Origin of the sequence: Mesorhizobium erdmanii USDA 3471, from assembly GCF_000472705.1 — a bacterium.
GTDB classification, from domain to species: domain Bacteria; phylum Pseudomonadota; class Alphaproteobacteria; order Rhizobiales; family Rhizobiaceae; genus Mesorhizobium; species Mesorhizobium erdmanii.
This window is the reverse complement of the sequence record NZ_KI421453.1, coordinates 520,717-538,668: the sequence shown is the minus strand read 5'-3', so window position 1 is coordinate 538,668 and position 17,952 is coordinate 520,717. Positions and strand designations below refer to the sequence as shown.

The window sequence follows — 17,952 nt, the reverse complement described above, 5'->3', positions numbered from 1 at the left end:
CCATACGCCGATTGGTGGCGTTTACCTTTCGTACCGCCGACGTAATCTTCTGCGGCAACCTGGGATCGCGGGGCCTCAGCTTTCAATGCAGACATCGGCCGGACACCATGCACCGCCTGCGTCAGGACGGCGCGTGCGCTGGAATTTCCAGCACGCCTGCAGGAGAGTTTGAATGGACCGTATGTTACCCCACCAATGGCCTTCGACGACGAACCAGCCGGTTTCAGTCAGCCAGGAGTTTATCGGCCTCTCCGACATAACCGGATTTTTCAGGCGTTACATCGGAACGATCATCGCCTGCCTTGGCGCCGCTCTCTTGGTAGGATGGTTCTACAATTCGACCACCGACCCGGTCTTTACTGCCAGCGCGCAGATCCTGATCGAGCCGAAATTGCCGCAACATCTGCAGGAGGGCGGAGAAGTAAATCTGTCATTGGATACCGCCCAAGTGGAAAGCCAGATCGCAGTGATGCAATCGGAAAAGATTGCCGCGATGGTCATCGACCAGTTGAAACTCGTTGCAGACCCCAACTTCAACCGTCCGCCGACTCCGATCTTGCCGGAGAGATTCAGAAAGATAAAAACACTCCTGGTTGACGCTTTCGGGGCCCAGAAGATGGCCCGGTTCACCGAGCTCTGGGAGTATTTCGGCTTAGGCAGCCCCGAACCGACTGCGTCGCTGACCGATTACCAAAAGTTCCGGCGCACAATGTTGATTTTCCGCAACGGCCTCGACATCCGCAGGGTCGGCGTTTCCTACGCCATAGATATATCCTTTACGTCGGTTGACCCCGAGGGCGCAGCCAATATTGCGAACGCTACAGCCGATTCCTTCGTGCGTGAGCAGATCGAAACCAAAGCCGACGCGGCAAAGGAAGGTGGCGCGTGGCTCGAAAAGCGACTTCAGCAGCTTCGTGCCGAGATGAACGCGGCCATGGCGAAGGCTCAGGAATTCCGTTCTCGGCATGACTACAGCGTCGGCAACGAGGTCAAAAAGGAAGACGGGAATTCCATGGACGGGGTCAACGCTGTGCCTACGCTTGAAGAGCTTGAGGTGACCGCCGAAACCTACCAGAAGATGTATGAAAGCTTCCTCCAGGCCTACACCAATTCGGTAAGCCAGCAATCTTATCCGGTGGCTGACGCAAGGGTGATCACGGCCGCGACAGCGCCCCTTTATCCGAGCGCTCCAAGGCCGAAGCTGATGCTCGCCTTCGCCGCGATTGCCGGCATCATTCTCGGCATTGGGGTTGCATTTGTAAGGCAGACGCTCGACTGGACCATCAGGTCGCCACGGCACATCAGGGACAACCTGGGTATCGAATGCGTCGGAGAGTTGCCATTGACGAACAAGCGAAGGGAGTCTGGCTACGTCGACGAAGTGAAACGACACCCCTACTCACGATACAGCCAGAGCCTCAGGAGAGCACGGACCGAAATCAGCCTTGCGGAAACCAACCATCAGGTCAAATTCCTTGGGTTGACCGCCGTATCCGACGACAGCCCCAAGAGTTCCGTCGTCAGCAATCTCGCCACGCTATACGCGATGTCCGGTCTGAAGACGTTGGTGATCGACGCCGATGTTCGTCGGTCGGCGACGACCATGCGGCTGCTCGGCCGTTCGGTTGCATACGACAAACAGTGCCAGGATCCATCCCGACTCAACATCGTCCGCGCTCCGGGGCGGCCGTTCGACATGCTTCCAAGTTCAGTGGTTGACGGCAGAAACCTGTTGGCGCCACGCAATATGGAGGCGTTCCTCCAGGAACTCACCGCCTTTGATCTCGCCGATTTCGAACTTGCCGCCTACGAGGTTATCATCGTCGATCTGCCGACACTGGCCTCGGGAGCCGACGAACTGGTTGTCGGATCCGTTCTGGATGGTGTCGTCATCGTTGCCGAATGGGGCAAGACACACGCAGAAACTCTACGGGAACTTGTCAGGACGTTGCAGGCCAGCAGGACGCACGTGCTTGGTGTGCTTCTGGCGAATGCTCGGGCGATGACATCCAAACACCGCAAGGCGTGAAAAAGGAGGTGAGATGCGTCTCCTTGGAAAGTCGGCAAGGCCTGGAGGATCATTCCTTGGGATTAGGGGTAGTGTCAGGGGTATAGCGCTACCTCCTTTGCCTTTCTTGCCGACAGCCCTCGACATTGGAAAAGTGTCACTGCCGAACAGTTCGAAACAACCATCATCATGACAAACGCCTTCGAGAACCAGCAACATCACACGCCCCCGATTTGGCGTCAGCCCTCGGTGCCGGTAGCGATCGACAGCCGAACTGTCCTGCATGTTGTTTCTGCTTCCGACCATGACAGTGGCGGGGCTGTATTGACCGATCTGTCGCCCGCCATCGGGACAGGCTCGAAGAATCCTCCCGTGGGAGGTCTCCTGAAGCGAATCCTGGATTTGATCATAGCAACCACGGCGCTTGTGATGGCCGCGCCCGTGATGATCGTCGTTGCTCTGCTAATCAAGATGACGGCAGGAGGCCCCGCGGTGTTCTCACACAGCCGGGTCGGCTTCGGCGGAAAGCCGTTCAGTTGCTACAAGTTCCGCTCGATGGTCGCCAATTCGGAGGACGTTCTGAAATCCTATCTCGAAGCCAATCCTAACATCAGAATGGAGTGGGAGAAGACCCACAAGATCAGGAACGACCCTCGCGTTACATTCCTCGGGCGCATGCTCCGAAAATCGAGCCTCGATGAGCTACCCCAACTCTACAACATCATTCGCGGCGACATGAGTTGTGTAGGGCCAAGGCCCATCGTCAAGGAAGAACTTTTGCGTTACGGCGACCACGTAGGGGAGTATCTTCGCACGAGGCCGGGACTGACCGGTCTCTGGCAGGTGAGCGGAAGAAGCAGCATGGACTATGCTAACCGCGTTGCGCTGGACAGCCAGTACGTTCGGAACTGGTCGGTCTGGTTCGACATCGCGATCCTGTTCAGGACCATCTTCGCAGTGATGCGCTTCGACAGAGCCTCCTGACGACCTGATGTGTCACTCTGCTTTTCGCTTCCAGCGGACGGACAGGGACAGGCCGACGATATACGCACAAGCCAATATGAATACCAGGATCAGGAATTTGCCGACGGTCACATGGCCCGGCAATCCAAAGCCATTCCAGGCAAAGCTTCCAACCACAAGCAAAGCTGTCGCCGCGATAAGGGCTGCAACCTTGAACCGCAGCCCCATCAGAACGCCTGCAGCCGACACGGCGATTATAGTCATGAGCACCGACATCTCCAGTGGCACCCGCAGGACGGATCAACTCACTGCGGCAGGAAGGTTTTGTCCGGGCCTGAGGGTCCAGGGCGCTCACTGATATGCGGCCTCGAAGGGCAAGGCAAGTGCCCGAAGCACTGCGTGGATGGCCCGTTTACGCCGTCGCGCTTTGTCTCGGCGTTCCGGGTGTTCTTCGCCTTTCCTGGAGTCTTCCGCGATCGCGATTTCGGCGCCTAAAGCCAATGCCGATCATGCCAATATCGAAAGCCATCGGGCACTTCGATTTTCGATGCGTGATAGATCAGCGAACTAGGTGAGCGTCCCGGAAGTATAGACTTGATCAATTGATACCCTGAATTGGGATCGTTTCGGCCTGAAGGCTACCGCTTGCCGGCAGGGTGGCCAAATCTGCCTCCGGTGGCGGGATCTCGACCTTCACTGTATCGCCGGGTTCGACAGGTGTCGTCTCCTCGGCCGTGAGTTCCGCCGCGCCACTATCCGTCGTCCTAACGATCTTAAAGATTGGCTTGGCGCTTTCGGCGCGTTTCCTGAGGGCGAGCAGGGCAGGGGCTGTCACCTCGGTTTCGTGGAGTAGCTGCACCGCGGTATCGGCTTTGCTGGTAACTTCATTGAGCTGCAGCTGGGTTTCCCGTAAACTTTCAGCGACTTCACTTGCGCGACGGTTGCTGAGGTCGAGAATCTCGATGTCGGTCTTGCTGATCTCCTGCCTCACCCGCAAGAGTGAGGTCTCGGCAGCCAATCTCTCTCCCTGCATCTGGGCGACTGTCCCCTCCAGAGAAAGTTCACGCGGTGCAGCCGCCAGTCCCTTCTGGACAAGGGTCGAAACACCCTCCAGCTCCTTCTGTATGAGCTCGATCTGCTTGTCGTGGAATGTCAGTTGCTGTCCGAGCGAGTCCAGTTCCTTTTCAAGGAACTCCCTGAGTTCGTGGAGCGAACGGAGTTGTGTCGTCAGCGCGTCCTTGCGGATGGCAAAGATCTTGCGCTCCTGGTCCATCGCCAAAGAGATTGTTTGGTTCGAAGCCCTATCCTTCAATTCCGCAGGGAAAGAGATATCATCGCTGGCGGCCAGTTCGGCTTCCAGGCGCGCCTTGCGGGCGAGAAGGCCGACATTGCTCAGCGCCAGTAGTCCCACGTCGCCCTGGCCCGAGATGACTTCCCGCCCGAGCCTCGATATGTCGTCCTCGCGAATCGGCAAGCCACCCGCGATCCCCACCGCCTGCAGCACGGTCAGTGCGGGCCGATAAGGAAACTCGCCGGGCTGCTTGACGTTGCCGACGATGTAAAACGGTCTGTACTGTACGATCTCGACGGCGACGTCCGGCTGGCGGCCGAGACCCATGTTCTGCATCAAGCGATCGCCAATCGCGCGGGCGAGATCGCCAGGAGCGGTGCCCTGCGCACGTATCTGGCCGACAAACGGAAGGAAGAGCGTGCCGTCGGCACCAACAACGAAAGCGTCGTTGAGAGCCGTCCATTCGAAAATCACATCACGTGAGGCGCGCCATTCATAAACCTTGAGCCTGACCTTGTCCTGAGGTCCGAGGAGATACTCGGCGGCCACCGAAGGCAACGGGCAGGCGACCGCCGCAGCGAGTGAAGCAGACGCCATCGTCAATAACCATTTGCGCATTGTCTTCCCCGTCATCAGATTTTCAAGATGTACTCGGGTTCGATTCGTCCGATGGCGACGTGCAGGATCGCGCGCAGGTTGCCCCTGAGCCTGCCTCGTCGGTCAACATACGGCTCGGGCCACAAGCTCTTCGCCAGGTTAGCGGCGATATTCCTGAGCATAAGGGGAAGCGCGAAAGAGGCCGGCACGGAACCCTTCCTGATCAGATAGATAGCATTCGCGACCTGGGAGTAGCCGAACCGCTCTCCGCTGACGCGCCCCGTCTTGATGCCGAGATGGACTCCCGTGATCGACGTCACGCTGACCACGCGACCTTTGGATCTCATTCGGCTGGTGAAGTCGATGTCTTCCTGCCAGCCATACAGGACAAGCCGCTCGTCGAAGCGCAAATCGCCCACAAGCGAGGAACGGAGGGACATGTTGCATCCGTATGCACCGACATGGTCGACCACCGACGGCAGGTCACTCCTCTTGCCCTCGGCTTCTCGCAGGGCGGCTTCGGCATCTTCCCAAGTGAGGCCAGCATTGGTGGCCCCGTCCCTGACGACCCTGCCCATCACCACCGCCCATCCGCCATTTGCGATGAATGCTTCTTCGACCTGCTTGAGGTACTCGGCGGATGGGACGAAATCATCGTCGAAGAACGTGATGATCTGGAAACGCCCCAGGGAAGGGATCAGAGCCGTGTTCCGCTGGGCAGCCAGCCCCTTCGGGCCGAAAACGAGAGACACGGGGAATGGACAGCCCTCCGGCAGTTCGACATGTGTGGCGTCCGGTGCCGACAATATGACCTCATCGGGAAGTCTCGTCTGGCCACCCAAATGCCGAAGCAGGCGCGCGACCTGTTCGCTGCGGCCAAGGGTCGGGATGATCACTGCGAGTTTCATGCCAGGTCCATGCTTCGCTGCCAGCCAACCCTAGAACAGCGAGCAGAGCAGGACAGCCTGCATAAAAGGGTAGTGAGAAGCCTGGTCTACCTCGGAACACAGGCTTTTGGAGTATTCCGGGGAAAGTCCCACAACCATAAGTATTAGGCCCGCCCGCTCCCGGAGCTGTCTGTAACCGATCGGACAACTTGCAGGAGCCATGACTTGAAAAGGAGACTGCCGGGAATGGGGATTGCTGGCCTGCGGGCAAGGGGGAACCATGCTCCACGAACGCTCTTCCGACCTGGCAATCGCAGCCAAGGTCAACGTGCCAATCGAGACGTTGCCGGCCACCCCCGGGGTTGGTGTCGACAAATATGCAAGAATAGCGGTCGTTCACGACTGGTGCCCGAATTTCCGGGGAGGCGAGCGGGTCCTTGCGCAGATCTGCAAGCAATTTCCGAATTCGGAAGTCTTTACGCTTTTCGATTTCCTGCCGGCGGAGATCAAGGAGCAATATTTCCGGGACGTGGAATTCCATACGTCGGCGGCCAACCGGATCCCTATGGTGCGGAAATTCTACCGGTCTCTCTTCTTCTTTTGTCCCTTCCTGATCGAGCAGTTCGACGTGACGGGTTACGACGCGGTGATCTCGTCTTCGGCCGCGTTTTCGCGCGGTGTGATCACCAGGCCGGATCAGCCGCATCTATGTTATGTGCACAGCCCCGTCCGCTATGCCTGGGATGAGCAGTTCTCCTACCTTCAACAGGGAAAGCTGGGTTTTGGCCCGAAGGGAATGCTTTATCGGTATATGCTGCACCGGCTGAGGACGTGGGATACCAGGACCGCGCATGGTCCGGACCTGATGCTGGCGAATTCGAACTATGTTCGCTCCCGCATCCAGCACATTTATGGGCGCGAGGCGCGCGTCGTCTTTCCGCCGGTTGCGCTCGGAGAACTGCCCTGTGTGGGGGACAAGGATGACTACTATGTCTCTGCATCCTTCTTGGCACCGTACAAGCGCACCGACCTTGTCATCCGCGCCTTCAACGAGATGCCATCCCGGCGGCTGGTAATCGTTGGCGAAGGGCAGCAATCAGCCAGCCTGCGGGCGCTTGCCGGTCCGAATGTCACCTTCTCGGGCTATCTGCCCCGGCAAGATTACGTGGAGACCCTGGCACGGGCAAAGGCGATGGTCTTTGCGGGCTGCGAGGATTTTGGCATAGCGCTGGCGGAGGCGCAGGCCTGCGGAACGCCGCTGATCGCTTTCGGCCGCGGTGGGGCGGTCGACATTGTGCGGCGCCTTGAGTCATCGCCCGAACCGACAGGGGTATTGTTCAAGGCTCAAACCGTCGATCATCTCAAGGATGCGGTCGACCTGTTCGAAGAAAACAGCCATGCCATCACACCGCGCGCCTGCGCCAGCAATGCGAGGCGCTTTTCCGAAGAAAACTTCGACCGCGCGATCCTGGAATCGCTCGGCGCGGTCCAGGCTCTTCACGAGATCATGTGAGCTCCCGAGCCCTGACGACCTTCGTTTCGGTATCAACGCCGTCTGCCTCGGCCATCGCCTCGAGATAGCGCAAGGCTGTCGCCTTCCAAGTATATGCCGAGGCTCTCGCCTCTCCCTTGGCTATCATCTGCTTCCGTAGCGCCTCGGAATTGCGAAGCTGCATGAAACGGTCGAACCATGCCTCCGGGTTGTCGGGAGGCGCAAACAGCGCAGCGTTTCCGCAGACTTCAGGCAGGCTGGCGCGGTCGGAAACCACGACCGGGCAGCCGACCGCCATCGCCTCGAGGGCGGGGAGACCGAAGCCCTCTGTGAGGGAGGGGAAAGCGAGGCATAGCGAGTCCCCGAGGAGAGCAGCCAACTCGCTATCGGAAATACGGCCGAGCCAGTGGATGTTCTGGGCTTCGGCCCTGGTTGCCCCCGACCTGTAAACGCGCGACTCCGACATGCCGACAATCGCGATCCTGAGCCCGGCTTCGCCAAGGCGTTCAGCCATGTCGAGGATCAGTTCCACATTCTTGTGGGGTGCGGCACTGCCGATCATGACGATGGTTGCCCGCGAGGCCGACAATCGCGTTTTGGCCGAGTGTTCAGGCACCCATCGCAAGGCATGCTCATGACCGTTAGGGGTTACGAAAGCCCGGTGCTCGGGGATGACGCCGCGGCCAACCAGTTCGCCCAGCGAGAAATCGGAAACGGTCGAAATACGCCATGCCGTCTTGCCCAAGCATGGCAACAACGTTCTGTAGAAGCCCTTGAAAGCACGGGAATAGCTCTGCGGCGCATTCCAGACGTTCGCATCGTGGATGCAAACGATGTGCTTTCGGGAAAGCAACGGACCCGTGTTGCAGAGGCTGAGCAGTCCGCTTCCATCGAGCGACAACGGGAGCTGCGTCTGTTCCCAGACATGGCCGCTCGAGCCACTGATCTCGGACTGTTTAACGAAAGCGAGTGGCATCTGATCGGATCCAGCCGGGCAGTGGAGCTTGACTTCGAGGCCCCGGACGAGAGGCCCCTGTTCCGCGATCAAGGCGTCTAGCGAACGGACGACCTCGCGCGCGTAGCGCTGGACGCCTGTTGTCGGCTGCGAAAGAAAACGCCCGTTGATTGTCCAATGCCGTGCCATATCTGCCCCTTTGAGGTGTTCAGTGTGGAGCCGCGAAGACGCTGGGTCACCATGGCCATCGGGTCGTCCGCCTAGCGGCAATCATCCGTATAGGCGAGGCGTCTCTACCTCGAACGTTTGAGGACCTGAGTACTCCCGGCAATGCTACTCTCGCTCAGGTGCCGAAGGGCCGGGGAAGATGGACATGGGCAAGCTCGAGTTCGACGCGACGGAGTCGCCACCACCAGGACTGGCTAAACAGTTGAATGGTCACCGGGCCGGAACCCCAAATGGATCTTTCGCTCTCCCATGGGCGGATCATGAAGAGCCCAGACGACGCTGGACGATAAATGGGGATTTCACGACGCTTCGACCGACCGGAGTAGCCCGCTACGCCCGCGAGGTGACCCTGGCCCTCGACGCGCTCATTTCGGAAGGGCATCCGCTTGGTCGCGACCTCGAGATCGATCTCGTGGTGCCGCGTCCGCTGTCCGAAGGTTTCCGCCTCAATGCTATCCCTGTCCGTGTCGTTCCTGAATTTAACAGGCCGCGACTTCCCCAATTCTGGGTGCAGGCGCAGTTGCCTTGGCATGTGCCCGGAGGATTGCTGAGCTTCTGTAACCTCGCTCCTGTCGTCCTGAAGCGCCAGATCGCGTGCATCCACGACATGCACACGAGGCTCATGCCGTCGAGCTACCCGCGCGGGTTCCGGTGGGCGCACCGCCTGATCCTGCCGGCACTAGGCAGGCGGGCCGCCCGTATTACCACGGTCTCGCAACTGTCGCGCAGCCATCTGGTCGAGTTCGGGATCGCGCCGGAAGAAAACATCGTCGTCACCTACAACGGCAGCGACCATGCGAAGAGATGGGATGCAGCGAGGTCGTCGTTGGCCGTCGGTCGCGGCCGGCCGTATGTCCTCTGCCTCGGAAGGCGGGATCAGGAATACAAGAACATGGGGCTGCTCGCCAGGTTGGCGCCACTGCTCGACGAGATGGGCCTCGACCTGTGGATGCCGGGCGATGTCGACGCGACCACGGTTCGGCGCTACGCCCCCGAAATGCCCGGCAATATCGTCCTCCTTGGCCGTATAGGGGATGACGACTTCAAGAAGGCGCTCGAAGGCGCCCTGTGCTTCCTGTTTCCGTCACGGATCGAGGGCTTCGGGCTGCCTGCCGTCGAGGCGATGGCTTCGGGCTGCCCGGTCGTGGCCTCAACATCACCGTGTCTTCCTGAAGTCTGCGGGGATTCGGCTCTCTATGCCGATCCCGACGACGTCCAGTCGTGGGTCGAAGCTATCCGCCTGCTGATGCTCACCCCAGACTTGCGGCAGCGGCTTGTTACCAAGGGGCACGCGAGGGCGAGCAGCTATTCGTGGCGCTGGATAGCGTGGAAATACCTCGAACTCATGATTCAGGTCGACGCCGATTTCGGAGAGTTCGGCAGTTGATCGACTGCCAGTGCCTCAACCAAAAAGGTGTGTTGTTCTGCCTATAAGTTGAAGCGAGGAAATAGGTGCGGGGGTTCTATACTAGGGTAATTGGCATTCATTCGACGGGCGTGTTGGCCCCTTCATCGCAGAATGAGTGTGGCTTCACGAATTGAGAGCGAACGGTTTCGATGCAGTCCCAAAATGCGCAACTTGAAACCGTGCTTGAACCTCATGTCCATGAGCTGCGACGGGTCAATGGCTACGACCATATGCATGTCACGCGAAGCACGAAGCGACTTCGGATCGCCCTGATAGGACAGTTCGGCGTCGGCAATTTCGGCAATGACGGCTCGCTTGAGGCAATGATAGACACGCTGAGGCGGATCTGCCCAGAGGCCGAGCTTACCGTGATTTGTACATGGCCCGAAGCCGTCGAGAAAGCCTTCGCCGTGAAGACCATCAAATTGACGCGGCCCGCCATCAAATCGCGTTGGCTCGACCAGGCCAACCGCATCCTCGGTCGGGCTCCGCACAAGATGCTGGGACCGATCCGGGCCTTCCTCAAGCTTCGGGGTTTTCATGCTGTCGTGCTGCCCGGAACCGGTGCATTCGATGATTTTGGCGACAGACCATTTGGAATGCCCTACCTTTTTATGAAATGGCTGCTGATGGCGAGACTGCGTGGCTGCGTCGTCGCATTTGCCAGCATTGGGGCCGGACCTGCTTACCACCCGCTGAGTCGGATGTTCTTTGCCTGGGCTGCCCGCTGTGCGTCATACCGCTCGTATCGTGACGCAATTTCACGCGATTTCATCCGGTCCCTCGGGATCAATGTCGCGAGGGACCGGATTTTCCCCGATCTTGCCTTTGGCCTTCCAGTTCCACGTGTCGAGCGCGAGATTTCGGCATCCACCGTCGTGGGCGTGGGCGTCATGAACTACCGTGGCCGCACAGGTGGAAGTGAGGCGATCTACAATGCCTATATTTCCAAACTCGGCGAGTTTGTCGCACGCATTGTTATGCGCGGCTTTGCCGTTCGCCTTATCCTGGGCCAGGACAACGACGAAGTCGCGGTGGTCGATGTCATGGAACAGCTTCGCGGAATGCTCTCCGACGCTGATTTGGCCCGGGTCGTTTACACTCGGTCTGCATCGCTTCACGACGTTATGGCGCAAATGCAGACGACTGACGTCGTCGTCGCTACCCGGTTCCACAATGTTGTCTGCGCCCTGCGGGTGGGTCTCCCTGTCATATCTCTCGGATACCTCGAAAAGCATGACGCGCTTGCGGCCGACACCGGTCTGTCGGCCTTCTGTACCAGCGTCGAAACGTTCAGCGTGGAATGGCTTGAGTCCCGGCTGGACACACTTCTTGCGGAACGGGAGTTGCGAGCGCTGCAGGTGCGCGAAACCGTTGTGCGATACAGGCAAGAGCTTAGGGACCAGGAGGTTCTCCTGCGGACACAAGTTTTCGCCCGCCGGGAGGTCAGGACGGACGACGCAACGATCTGCGAAGGCAAAACCGAAGATCGGAGTGCCGTCTCGGGAAACAGATGAGCAATTGTGTTCCAAGGCTCAACGAATTTGTGAAGGCTGATCGATGCCACTAGTCGACATTCTGATTCCTAATTACTGCTACGGGCGTTACTTGCCCCAGTCTGTCGACAGCATTCTGCGGCAGCAGGTGGACGATATCAGGATCTTGATCGTCGATAATGCTTCCACCGACGACAGCGTCGATGTTGCAAAAAATCTGGCCAAGCGGGACAAGCGCATAACGGTCGTGGCACGAGAGAGAAATCTCGGCCTGCACGCATCGTGTAACGAGGGTGTGGACTGGGCTAGTTCGAAGTATTTTGTGATACTTTGCGCCGACGATCTGCTTGTCGAGGGTTGTTTCCACCGAGCCATCGCGGTTCTTGAAAAAGAACCCGACGTTTCCTTTGCGTGTGGAGCCGAGTTGGTTTGGCATGAGGAGCGTCCCTTTCCAGTCGTGGAGAATTCGGCCGTCGACGACTGGCGATTCCTGTCGACGGAAACATTCGCTTTGGAGCGGTCCCTCCCGAGCAAGGTTCTATTCGGGGGCGGCGCGGCGCTGATCAGAACCTCCGACCTAAAACGGGTTGGCCATTTCAGGTCGGAGATATCCTACAGCGAGGACCTGGAAATGTTCTTGCGGCTCTCGCTGGGTCGCAGAGCGGCTGTGACAAACGCCATCCATGGAATAAGGCGGGTGCACGGCGCAAATCTATCCGCGGTATTCTGGCAGGACTTCAAGCGCGACATGATCGAGAAGAAGCTCACCTTCGACAGCTTCTTTTCGCACGAAGCGGCCGGCGTGCCTGGGGTGGAGCAACTGCGGCGCAGTGTGTATCGAAATCTTGGAAAGCGGGCATACTGGTCTGGTCTATCGCATATCGCCCGCGGCCAGCGGGCAGCTGGTCTTGATCTCCTCAGGTTTGCGGCCGAGCTCTCGCCGAGCCTGGCCTACCTGCCGCCGGTCGACTACTTGGTCCATCTCCCCAATCCGCTAAGCCACATCCGCTCGCGCCTTGCGGAGGCCTGGAGCCGGAATTGATGGCGAAGCCACGAGCACATGGCTACTGGCGCGGAAGCATTGTCTCGGGTCGGATGTCCGCTTTCATCCGCGCAGAGGATAACCCATGACCGAAAAGCGCATCGGTGTCGTTTACCTGACCGACGGCAGGCGCGATGACCTGACTTACGCCAGCGTCGTGGCGTTGGGATTGTGCCATAAGCGGGAAATAGACATCCATATTGTTCAGTCCGGATTCCGTTCGGTTCCCCCACCGGCGGTGCTCAGGGTGCTCCAGGCGAAGGGCCACCGGCTGGCGACCCACACCCTATCGACAGTTCACCGGGGTTTGTGCGGTCATGGCCATATAACATCGACGGCATACGAGAAAACCGAAGCTATCGCCGCGGTTTCGGGCGAACATGATGTGGTCTGCTATCTCGACAATGATACGCTTGTCATGCGGCCCCTTGATCTGGCGGTTACCGCGCCGAAAACACAGCCTCTCGCCGCCGTGCCCGACCTTTCCATATCCACAGGTTTCGACAATCCCGCATTCTTCGAAAACTGCGAAAAACACGGCCTCGAACGGCGCTACTTCAATTCTGGACTGATTGTCATCAATGTCCCCCGATGGATTGGCTCGGGAATTCCTGAACGGTACGATTCCCTCATCCAGAGGCATGCGGAGTTTTGTCCCTATTGGGACGGGTCGTGTATCCATGTCGACCAATGCGCCTTCAACATCGCTGCCAATCGGGCATGGGAGACGCTTCCTGTGGAATTCAACGTTCAGAAGTCGGCATTCCAGACAAGATATTGGGATCGGGCATTGATCCGGCACTACACTGGGCCGGAGAAATTCCTCCCGGCGAGGGCGCACCGCATCGACAGGCAGGAGCGATCCGTGCTCGGCCGCATATCGCGAGACTGCGGGGAACTCGGTCTGGAAATTCCCCCTGGATATCTGGGGTGGACTTACTGGGCCAACAGATTGCGAAGGAATGCGGAGCGGAGCAAGATTTCGCGGCTCATTGGCCAGTTTCTAGCGGTATGAGGCCTTCCGTCGCTTTCTGCATCACGGGGGTGGCAGGCCGCTTGTCCCCTGCCGGCAGCTGTGGGTCAACCTGCTGAAGCCCGCGCTCGCTTGAGTGCCGGGAAAATCTTGATGATCTCGTCAAGAAGGGGATGCCGGGTGATGATCAATCCGGCCACCCATCCTCCCAACGCTAAACATCCCGCGACAATCGCTTCCATGTTGGAGAGGCGGAAACCGGAACCGGATATTCCGATGGCTGCCAGGGGTGGGACCGTGCTCGCGAAGGCAACGACGGCGCTTTTCCACAATGCTGCGGTCACGTCCCTGCGTTCCAGTCCTAGGCTGCGTCGGACGAAGCTCAAGGTAATATACGCCTGGAACGGCACGGTCACCAGCATGCACCATGCGGCTGCCTGCAATCCGCCAAGGACGATGGCTAAGGAAAGGAGAATGCCGGAAACCGGGAAAACGATCAATGCGCGGATGAACGAGTCTCGGATCGCTCCCATCGCAACCATTACAGGGTAGTTGAGTTCGAAACTGAAGGAAAAGAGCAGCGCGATCGCGACGATTTGCACGAGCGGCGCGACCTCGGTCCACTGGTGACCTAGCGCGATGTTTACGATCGGATACGCCAGAACCGCCAGCACGAGGAGCGCCGGCCAGTGAAGCGCCGTGATGAGGGAAAGGGCGGACAGATAGGGACGCTTCAAATCCCCGCCTTGTCTGGCCTCGGCCGAGAAGGCGGGCAGCACGACAGCTATGGCGCCGCCGATGACCAGTTTGTCGGGTATCTGGCCGATCCACAGTGTCCTGCTGAACAAGGCAGCCGCATTCGGTGACACGAAGCGGCCCAACAGGAGCAGGGGCAAGGCGTCAAACATGCGGAAAAGTATGGCGATAGCGCCGTTATATCCACCAAACGAGATCATCCCACGCCAGTTGGCCAAGGACGGCTTGAACATCCAGAAATGCGGGCACAGGGCAAGGGCGACACCTGCGGAGAGACCGCTGCCGATAAACCAAGCCCAGGCGAAACTCATGTAGCTGAAGCCCGCCAATGCCAGCACAATCGTCGCTGCCGAGTTCGTCACAGCTCCTGCTATGTCGATTGCCGCTATCTTGCCGAAGGACATTTCCCTCCGCAGGAGAGCGGTTATCAGGTTGAACGAGGCATCGAGGAAGAGGCAGACCGAGATGACCCTGAAGTAAGGAATGAGGCCTGGCTCGTTGTAGAACGAGGCGAGGAAAGGGGACGCGACGACGAGGGTGGTGGCGATGGCTCCGGTGAGGATGAACGTCACCGTAAAGGCGCCGCGGATATCCTCACGGCTGATATCCTTGCGCTGGATGAGGAAGCTCGAGCTGGAGAATTCCCTGATCGACAGGGCTATCGCCAGGATCGCCATGCCGATCACTGACACCCCGATCTCCCGAGGTGTCAATATTCGGGAAATCAATGCCGCGGTGGCAAAGTTCGTCACGAGCAGGACGTAGCGTTCACCCACGCTCATAAAGAGTGCGCGTTTTACCATGAGCATGGGTGTCCTTTCCCTGTGACGCGGCCGCCTGCGCCCCGATGGATAGTCCGACAAACAGAGTTGCCGGTCAGTAGGCCCAATAGGCTAGGGAAGGACACCGACTAAAGCGGTAGCGGGGAGGCGGGAACCCGGGTGCCCGGACTGCCTCCCGGCCAGTTCAGGATTGATCCGACTGGATAAATAAGGTGCAAAGAGGCCCAACCCCATCCACCGGAGGTATGCATTGGTATTACTTGAGGGAGCACTTACGGTGATCCACCTTCTTCTCATCCGGGGGGCGAGATGAACCAGAAAAATCGCGATCTATATGGACTTCAATCGCTTCGCGCGATCGCCGCATTGGGGGTCATACTTCGCCATACCCTTGACATGTCGGATGGATCGGAAGTTGGCCGGTTCAGCCCTGCCTGGATGTCGGCATCTGGCGGTGCTGGCGTCGATCTATTTTTTGTGATTAGCGGATTTATCATGGTGTATGTCAGCTTTCCGCCAGGCCAGCCTTCTGAATCACCAAAGCGCTTCCTCATCAAGCGGGCAACGCGTATATTCCCTTTGTATTGGATTTGCAGCGCGGTCATCGCTGGGATCTGCGCAGCAGGTTTCCTTAAGAACAAGAACGTAGATCTATTTACAGTATTGAATTCAATATTCATACTTCCAGGTGACAAGCTTGTCTATGTCGCATGGACGCTTTCATATGAATTATACTTCTACATAGTTTTTGCCGTCTGCCTAAATCTGAAAAGAATTATCCCGGCGGCTATTTCGACGATTTTTATAATGTTGAGTGGAATGCTGGTCGGGCGCGAAATTCAGGAATCGACCTTCTCCAATTTCATCTCCAGCCCTCTCGTGATGGAGTTTTGTTTTGGTATTGTTCTGGCGTTGTCATTTTCCTTCGCCAGGCAGTGGAGAGTGCCGATAATAATAGGCGTTATCGGATTTATAGTTATTATTGTTGCTCCGATTTTCGTAGATCATCCCGATAATTTGTCCGAAGTTTTTCGGGTCGTTGTGTGGGGGCTTCCAGCAACCATGATAGTGGCCGCATTCCTACAAATCAGACGGCCGCAATCGAAAGCCGGACGCGCGGTAGTCCTTCTCGGTGATGCGTCTTATGCTCTCTATTTGAGCCACATCTTCGTCATGATCGCTTACGGCTGGGTAATCAAATCGACGTTTGTCGGAGGAATGTCACAAGTTATCTTCGCCCCCGCCGTCGTATTTGTGTGCATTATTGTCGGGGTGCTGACACACATCTTTGTGGAAAGGCCGACTCTCGACTTCGTCCGGAAGGTCACGAGGCGCCAACGAGGACAGCCGCTCCTGGAGGCTGGAACCGTTTCGAACTGACCCGGCGCGCCGGCTTCATAAACTTGCGGAGCCGAGGAGCGAACCGAAAGTGCCGGCACGGCTTTCATCCCCTCGCCAACACGACAGTGCGTACTTCTGTCCTTACCAACGCGGACCAATGGCGTGATTCCAATGGGTAGGACGCGACCTCCGAAAGGGGTAGCGCGAGCTGCCCATTCACCCGTATGGGCAGATTGCGTCCTGCGGTTGCAGTCTCGACTATCCAGTCTCAATTTGGCCGGGAGGCGAGTTGCCATGTCCATTCGTTTCACAGCCGCTGCGGTCTGCCTGCTGGCGACAGCAGTGCCCGCTTCCGCCGATCTCCTCTGGGGCGTCAATGGCCATCCGATAACTGCCTATCCGGGCATCCCGTTTGAAAGGCAACTGGATTTCATCAAGGACCTGGGCCTGAAGTCATACAGGGTCAACGTTACGGGCGAGGACAATGCAGATATGCTTGCCGACCTTGTCGATGCCGGAAAGGCGAGGGGGATCGAGATTTTGCCGGTCCTCACGCCGGTCGTGGACATGGACAAGGAAAGCCCGGACGAGATCTATGCGAAGACCCGAAAACTGGCGGTCACCCTTGGCGCTAGGTTCAAGAACGATATCCGCGTTTGGGAACTCGGCAACGAGGTGGAGAACTATGCCATCATCAAGCCGTGCGAGAAACGCGATGACGGCTCCCAATATCCGTGTGGATGGGGACCGGCAGGAGGAACGGGAACACTCGATTACTACGGCCCGCGCTGGGTGAAGGTGAGCGCCGTCCTCAAGGGCCTGTCCGAAGGCATGACAGAGGTCGATCCGGGCATCAGGAAGGCGATCGGCACCGCCGGATGGGGCCACACTGGCGCGTTCGCCCGGATGAAGCACGATGGAATCGCTTGGGACATCTCGGTCTGGCACATGTATGGCGAAGATCCGGAATGGGCTTTCCGCGAGATCGCGGGCTACGGCAAGCCGATCTGGGTAACCGAATTCAACAATCCCTATGGCAGCCAGCGTAGCGAACGGCAGCAGGCCGACGGCGTGCAGCAGACAATGACACGGCTTCGCCAGCTCAGCGACAAATACAAGGTCGAAGCCGCGCAAATCTACGAACTGTTCGATGAAACCTACTGGGCCCCCAGCTTCGAAGCCAATATGGGATTGGTGCGGCTCACCGCCACCTCCGATGGCAAATGGAGGGTCGGCGAGCCGAAGCCCGCCTACAGGACCGTGCGTGACTTCACTCGCGGCCCGCAGCCGTTACCCAAGCCAAATCGGAAGTGCGATCCCGAGACCACAGCAGCGAACAAGCCGAAATATTTCAGGCAGGCAAGCTTCGCCTACTGCCTCGTGCTTGGCCACGAGGGTGATGCCGCCAGTTTGAATCGCTGGTCGGCGGCACTTGAAAGCGGCGACAGCAAACTCGCCGGCATGGTCGTGGAAATGATGGGTACGGGTGAATTCGAAACCAGATATGCCACGATCGGCCTCACCGACCGCGCCTATGTCAGTTTCCTTTACCTGCTGCTGCTCGACCGTCCCGCGGACGACTATGGGATCGAAACCTATGCCCGGCAGTTGCGTGCGGGAACCATGAGACGTGAGGACGTGGCTTTCGGCATCGTTGATTCAAGCGAGTTCAACGCCAAACACACTGCCATCCGTGAAGCGTCCGCCGTGCCGAACCCTGGGTGAACGAGAGG

Annotated in this window: 14 protein-coding genes; 9 read left to right on the top strand and 5 right to left on the bottom strand. The window is 58.4% G+C overall.

Annotated features, from left to right (window positions below):
• The first annotated feature begins 172 nt into the window (after positions 1-172).
• Positions 173-2,029 (top strand): GumC family protein, encoded by a 1,857-nt coding sequence (locus A3AU_RS0129855; RefSeq protein ID WP_081294030.1) that lies wholly within the window; start codon positions 173-175, stop codon positions 2,027-2,029.
• Positions 2,030-2,197: 168 nt separating this feature from the next.
• Complete coding sequence (locus A3AU_RS0129850; RefSeq protein WP_081294031.1) at positions 2,198-2,992, top strand: sugar transferase; 795 nt, start codon at positions 2,198-2,200, stop codon at positions 2,990-2,992.
• A 12-nt stretch (positions 2,993-3,004) separates the two neighbouring features.
• Here the strand turns inward: A3AU_RS0129850 and A3AU_RS0129845 are convergent, their stop codons facing one another.
• The 3 genes from A3AU_RS0129845 to A3AU_RS0129835 all read right to left on the bottom strand — a co-directional run bounded on the left by A3AU_RS0129845 (position 3,005) and on the right by A3AU_RS0129835 (position 5,767).
• Positions 3,005-3,247: a hypothetical protein gene (locus A3AU_RS0129845; protein WP_027056154.1), complete on the bottom strand. Its 243-nt coding sequence runs from the start codon at positions 3,245-3,247 to the stop codon at positions 3,005-3,007.
• 322 nt (positions 3,248-3,569) lie between these two features.
• Positions 3,570-4,895, bottom strand: a complete 1,326-nt coding sequence (locus tag A3AU_RS01000000136360; protein ID WP_032918352.1) for a polysaccharide biosynthesis/export family protein — start codon at positions 4,893-4,895, stop codon at positions 3,570-3,572.
• Positions 4,895-5,767, bottom strand: coding sequence for a glycosyltransferase family 2 protein (locus A3AU_RS0129835; RefSeq protein WP_027056153.1), 873 nt, complete (start codon positions 5,765-5,767; stop codon positions 4,895-4,897). Before A3AU_RS0129835 ends, A3AU_RS01000000136360 begins: the two co-directional genes overlap by 1 nt.
• Positions 5,768-6,026: 259 nt before the next feature.
• Here A3AU_RS0129835 and A3AU_RS0129830 point away from each other — a divergent pair, with 259 nt between their 5' ends.
• Positions 6,027-7,259, top strand: a complete 1,233-nt coding sequence (locus A3AU_RS0129830; RefSeq protein WP_027056152.1) for a glycosyltransferase — start codon at positions 6,027-6,029, stop codon at positions 7,257-7,259.
• Here the strand turns inward: A3AU_RS0129830 and A3AU_RS01000000136355 are convergent.
• Positions 7,252-8,286 (bottom strand): glycosyltransferase family 4 protein, encoded by a 1,035-nt coding sequence (locus A3AU_RS01000000136355; RefSeq protein ID WP_335337259.1) that lies wholly within the window; start codon positions 8,284-8,286, stop codon positions 7,252-7,254. The genes A3AU_RS0129830 and A3AU_RS01000000136355 overlap by 8 nt on opposite strands.
• Before the next feature lie 280 nt (positions 8,287-8,566).
• On the opposite strand from A3AU_RS01000000136355, the gene A3AU_RS0129820 reads away from it, so the two are divergent.
• The 4 genes from A3AU_RS0129820 (at position 8,567) to A3AU_RS0129805 (ending at position 13,382) form a co-directional block, all read left to right on the top strand.
• Positions 8,567-9,808 carry a glycosyltransferase family 4 protein gene (locus A3AU_RS0129820; RefSeq protein ID WP_081709721.1) on the top strand — a complete coding sequence of 414 codons (1,242 nt, stop codon included), beginning with the start codon at positions 8,567-8,569 and terminating at the stop codon, positions 9,806-9,808.
• 170 nt (positions 9,809-9,978) lie between these two features.
• Positions 9,979-11,346, top strand: coding sequence for a polysaccharide pyruvyl transferase family protein (locus tag A3AU_RS01000000136350; protein WP_051355502.1), 1,368 nt, complete (start codon positions 9,979-9,981; stop codon positions 11,344-11,346).
• A gap of 43 nt (positions 11,347-11,389) precedes the next feature.
• Entirely contained in the window at positions 11,390-12,367 is a 978-nt protein-coding gene (locus A3AU_RS01000000136345; protein ID WP_051355501.1) for a glycosyltransferase family 2 protein, read from the top strand.
• A gap of 85 nt (positions 12,368-12,452) precedes the next feature.
• Entirely contained in the window at positions 12,453-13,382 is a 930-nt protein-coding gene (locus A3AU_RS0129805) for a glycosyltransferase (protein WP_027056150.1), read from the top strand.
• 65 nt (positions 13,383-13,447) lie between these two features.
• Here A3AU_RS0129805 and A3AU_RS01000000136340 read toward each other — a convergent pair whose 3' ends face one another.
• Positions 13,448-14,905 carry an oligosaccharide flippase family protein gene (locus A3AU_RS01000000136340; protein WP_032918347.1) on the bottom strand — a complete coding sequence of 486 codons (1,458 nt, stop codon included), beginning with the start codon at positions 14,903-14,905 and terminating at the stop codon, positions 13,448-13,450.
• Positions 14,906-15,187: 282 nt separating this feature from the next.
• Here A3AU_RS01000000136340 and A3AU_RS0129795 point away from each other — a divergent pair, with 282 nt between their 5' ends.
• Both A3AU_RS0129795 and A3AU_RS0129790 read left to right on the top strand, forming a co-directional pair.
• Positions 15,188-16,258, top strand: coding sequence for an acyltransferase family protein (locus A3AU_RS0129795; RefSeq protein WP_027056149.1), 1,071 nt, complete (start codon positions 15,188-15,190; stop codon positions 16,256-16,258).
• A gap of 303 nt (positions 16,259-16,561) precedes the next feature.
• A complete protein-coding gene (locus A3AU_RS0129790; protein WP_245235600.1) occupies positions 16,562-17,944 on the top strand; it encodes a DUF4214 domain-containing protein in 1,383 nt (460 codons plus the stop codon).
• The last annotated feature ends 8 nt before the right edge of the window (positions 17,945-17,952 follow it).